The 4077-nt window shown below is 58.1% G+C and carries 4 protein-coding genes; 1 reads left to right on the forward strand and 3 read right to left on the reverse strand.

Translation table 11 applies throughout. The annotated features are described in order from the left end of the window. Positions 1-284 precede the first annotated feature (284 nt). Positions 285-557, forward strand: a complete 273-nt coding sequence (locus tag EN939_RS23720; RefSeq protein WP_127270097.1) for a hypothetical protein — start codon at positions 285-287, stop codon at positions 555-557. Between the two features lie 450 nt (positions 558-1007). Here the strand turns inward: EN939_RS23720 and EN939_RS40085 are convergent, their stop codons facing one another. From EN939_RS40085 to EN939_RS23740, 3 genes are all read right to left on the reverse strand, one after another. Further along, positions 1008-1190, reverse strand: coding sequence for an ATP-binding cassette domain-containing protein (locus EN939_RS40085; protein ID WP_372958873.1), 183 nt, complete (start codon positions 1188-1190; stop codon positions 1008-1010). Between the two features lie 153 nt (positions 1191-1343). Next, complete coding sequence (locus tag EN939_RS23735) at positions 1344-2291, reverse strand: ABC transporter permease (RefSeq protein ID WP_127270099.1); 948 nt, start codon at positions 2289-2291, stop codon at positions 1344-1346. Continuing rightward, entirely contained in the window at positions 2288-3871 is a 1584-nt protein-coding gene (locus tag EN939_RS23740; protein WP_127270101.1) for a sugar ABC transporter ATP-binding protein, read from the reverse strand. Before EN939_RS23740 ends, EN939_RS23735 begins: the two co-directional genes overlap by 4 nt. Positions 3872-4077: the final 206 nt, after the last annotated feature.

The raw sequence follows: 4077 nt of genomic DNA on the forward strand, positions 1-4077 counted from the left end.
CTCTGCTAGTGAGTGATTATCGGCTGTGAGGGTCGCGGACCGATTTGGGGGTGTGGGGGACTACAATGAGAATGGGTCGACGAGCCGCAGTTTCGGCTGCGGTAGCCTTGGCGCTGGCAACCGCCTCATGCACGACCTCGCAACAGACACTAGCCAAGAACCCGAGTGCCGTCAGCACTTCAGCCCTTTGTAGAACCTTATCCTCTACGAAGGATGCGAAGTTTCAGGACGATCTCTACGCTGAGCTCGTTCGGCGATCCGTGACTCTCGTCCAATGCGCCGACATGATCAGAAAGCAAAATCAGGCGATAGCTGCCGGTATCGCCATTGCAGCTGTGGGCGCAGCCGTTGCGGTATGCTCGAATAACGACTGTGGCGGGGGCGGATACGGCAGGCCGAATTATTACCAAGGCGCCGATTGGGACGAGTTCTACAACCAATATCGCCAGCTCGTTTGGGCTTGCCGCGATATCGCTACCGGCCAGTTCGTCGACTACAGCAATTGCTTCGGCAAAGCGCAGACAGATTGGCGCTGGCCCGCCAAGTACGCCTACTGAAACACACCAGCAGTCACGAGATTGGATGGCGGAATAGACTACTACATCTACGAGAACTGGACCCACGATCATGGCCGGATCCATCGAGCTGATTGCGGGTTTTGCAACGAGGGTTAAGGCACGCAAGGCTGGAACCGGAGATAGGAACGGCCGCTGGCACGGACCACTTGATCGGGAGGCGGCGTTCGCAAAAGCTGCCCAACTCGATCGCGCCGATATGCGCGCGTCCTCAATATGTGATCCCTAGACGGTCACTTGGACGGGGACCAACACTAATTCCATAGCGGCAAATCGGTCCAGTTCGCGGGGAAGCCCGCGTGACCGATCTTGATATTTGGCGCCACAGGGAATGCCGCCATATGTTCTCTCAGGCGATCCGCCCAGTTGGTCCGCGGGTTAATACGTTTGAGTAGCACCCTCATTATTGCCAATGCCGCATAAGGCCTGCGATTAGCTCCAGCCATCTGCAGCAAATGGTCCAGCTCGCGCATGCAGGATCGAATGCGGCGCATAGACCGCACCGTCGAGACGCATCTGACCGCTGTTTGGCGCAATCACACCGCTGAGAATCTTGACCAGCGTGGATTTGCCGGCGCCGTTTTCGCCGAGCACCGCATGGACTGGCGGCGACACACTCAACAGACTTCCTCAAAAACGCTCTCTTCCATCCCAAAATATGCAGTGAGAACGTTCTCTTTTTTCTCGAAATGCGCTGTGATCAACAGATCATCGACGCTTGAATTGCGGAGCCACATATCTTCGGATTTTCATACCGGGCTGCTGTTTTCAACGGCGGTTCAATGAGACCGCAATGATGATGATGGCTCCTTTGATGACCTCTTGGATGCTGGTCGATAGACCGAGCACGAGAAGACCAAACCCGAGAATGCCTATGAAGATTGCGCCGACGACGGAACCGACGATTGATCCATAACCGCCAAAGAGACTTGTCCCGCCTATGATCACGGCCGCGATCACATCCAGTTCGAGACCCGCTCCCAGGCTGGGATTGCCGGCCGTGGAGCGGGCTGCGAGCATCAGGCCAGCAAGGGATGCGGTCATGCCGGATAGTACAAAGGCGAAAATCTTGACGCCGTCCGTGCGCACACCGGAAAAGCGCGCGGCAACAGCATTTCCACCGGTCGCATAGACACGTCTGCCGTAGGGCATCTGATGCAGCAGGTAGTAGCCGACAGCCGTAAGGACGATCGTCCACCAGATCGGTGCCTGTATGCCCAGAAAACTGCCGTTCCAGAACAGATTCGAAAAATCATCGTCGACGATCGACACTGGCCGGGTGCCGGTGATGGTCAGCGCCAGTCCGGAGAAGATAGACAACATGCCAAGCGTCACAAGAAACGATGGAATGCGCAGTTTTGTAACCAGCACGCCCGACACCGCGCCGATCGCGGCTCCGGCGCCCAACACCAGAAGGGCGGCGACATAGGTCGGCACACTTTGATCGAGCAGCAACGCTCCGATCATACCTGAAAAGCTGGCAACCGAACCGACCGACAGGTCGATTTCACCGCAGATGATAACGTACGTCATGCCGATCGCCATCACGGAGACGATGGCTGTGATACGCAGAACGGCGCTTGCGGTTGAGACCGACGCGAAGTGGGGGGCGAACAAGACGAAATAGAGGGTGATCGCCAGGAAGATCACATAGGTGATGTGATCGCGGAAAAAATTCATCGCACTTGCGCTCATCGGCATCGAGGATGGTTTCATGCTGCAACTCCTTGGGCGCGTACTGTGGTCTGTCTGGCGACCTCGGCCTGCAGCAACGCGCGAAGCCCAGTCTCGTCGTGCGCGCTGCCCATGCTGCGCGTTATCCGCCCCTGCGCCATCACCAGAATGCGATCGGACAAATCCAGAAGTTCTTCGAGTTCCGAAGAAATGAGCAGCACGGCGACGCCATCGCCTGCCGTGCGGCGCACAAGCTCGCGCATATCGCGCTTGGCATTGACGTCCACGCCGGAAGTTGGCTCATCTAGGATCAACAGCTTCGGCTTCATTGCCAGCCATTTTGCGAAGACAATCTTCTGCTGATTGCCGCCCGAAAGCTCCTGGGCTTTTTGTAAGGGACCGCGGCACAGGATATTAAGGTCGTCGCGGTATTGTCTGAACAAAGCCGCTATCCGGGCCTTTGCCATCGGTCCAAAGGGACCCGCGAGCGAGAAATCGGAAAGGCGGGGAAGCGCAAGATTCTCCTCGATGGAGCGCCCGCCAACAAGCCCTTCGAGCCGGCGGTCTTCTGGAACAAGGGCCACACCAGCAGTGATGGCCCCGCGGACGCTGCCCAGCCGAACGGATTCTCCTGCGACGGTGATGTGGCCGGATACATCCGGAAGGATACCGAACAAGGCCTTGCCCAAGGTCGAGCGGCCGCTGCCGACAAGCCCGGCAAGACCGACGATCTCGCCTGGATCGATCGAGAACGATACGTCGGACAGCTTGCGCGACGTGGCTAGATCGCGGACCTCAAGGGCCGGCGCCCCGACCGACGTTGCCGGGCGGCGTTTTGTGGGCGCTGCTGCGGTCGGCAAAGGTGCGTCGCCCCTTGGCCGTGACATCATCGCGGCGATATCCTCGATGGATGTCTTGCTCGGATCAAGTGGGCCAACCAGTCGCCCATCCTTGATGATCGAAATGCGATCCGAAAGCCGCAGCACATCGGCCATGCGATGGCTGATGTAGACGATACCGATTCCGCCCTGCTTTAGCTGACCGATGGTGCGAAAAAGCGTTTCTTCCTCGTGGATGGTCAGAGATGAAGTCGGCTCATCCATGACGAGCAGCTTGGCGCCCCGCGAGATCGCCTTGAGGATCTCGACCATCTGCCGTTGGGCGAAGGCCAGATCGCCCACGCGCGCAGAAGCATCAAGCGAGAAGGCGTACCGCTCGATCAGAGCCTGGGCATCACGAACCATTTTTCTGCTGTTGATACGCCGGCCAAAGGAGAGGGGCTCGCGAAGGACAAAGAGGTTTTCGGCAACCGAGCGGTTCGGCAAGACGCTCAGTTCCTGGAAGATCATTGCAATACCGCGATCGATCCTCTCGCGAAGCGACAAGCTGGTGACGTCCTCTCCGGCGAACAGAATGCGGCCCTCATCCGTTCGATAGGCTCCCATGAGAATCTTCATGAGCGTCGATTTGCCCGCACCGTTCTCGCCGAGCAGCGCGTGTGTTTCACCGGCCATGACCTCGAATGAAATATCAGACAGCACGCGGTTCGCGCCAAACGACTTGCTGATGCGTTGCATCGCTACAATCGCGTTCTGGGACGGTGACGTTTTCGCTTCGGCCATGACGATTTTCTCGGTCGCTCGGGAGCGTCGGCGGACTGTTGGAGCCCGCCGACGGAACAAGGGGGCTAGAAGCACTTGCCGTTGCAGATTTTTACCACTGAGGCTGGAGCATCTTCCTTGGTGACCAGCTTGAGGGCGCTGAGAAGGTCGAGCTTCTTGACGCGCAACGTCGGCACCGAAATGTATGGCGGGACGTCATGTCCAAG

The sequence above is a fragment of the Mesorhizobium sp. M7A.F.Ca.CA.002.05.1.1 genome (assembly GCF_003998335.1).
GTDB lineage: Bacteria > Pseudomonadota > Alphaproteobacteria > Rhizobiales > Rhizobiaceae > Mesorhizobium.

Bases quoted from the DNA above. Each gene is read 5' to 3' on its own strand.
- EN939_RS23720 (WP_127270097.1), top strand. From the start codon at position 285: ATGATCAGAAAGCAAAATCAGGCGATAGCTGCCGGTATCGCCATTGCA.
- EN939_RS23735 (WP_127270099.1), bottom strand. From the start codon at position 2,291: ATGAAACCATCCTCGATGCCGATGAGCGCAAGTGCGATGAATTTTTTC.
- EN939_RS23740 (WP_127270101.1), bottom strand. From the start codon at position 3,871: ATGGCCGAAGCGAAAACGTCACCGTCCCAGAACGCGATTGTAGCGATG.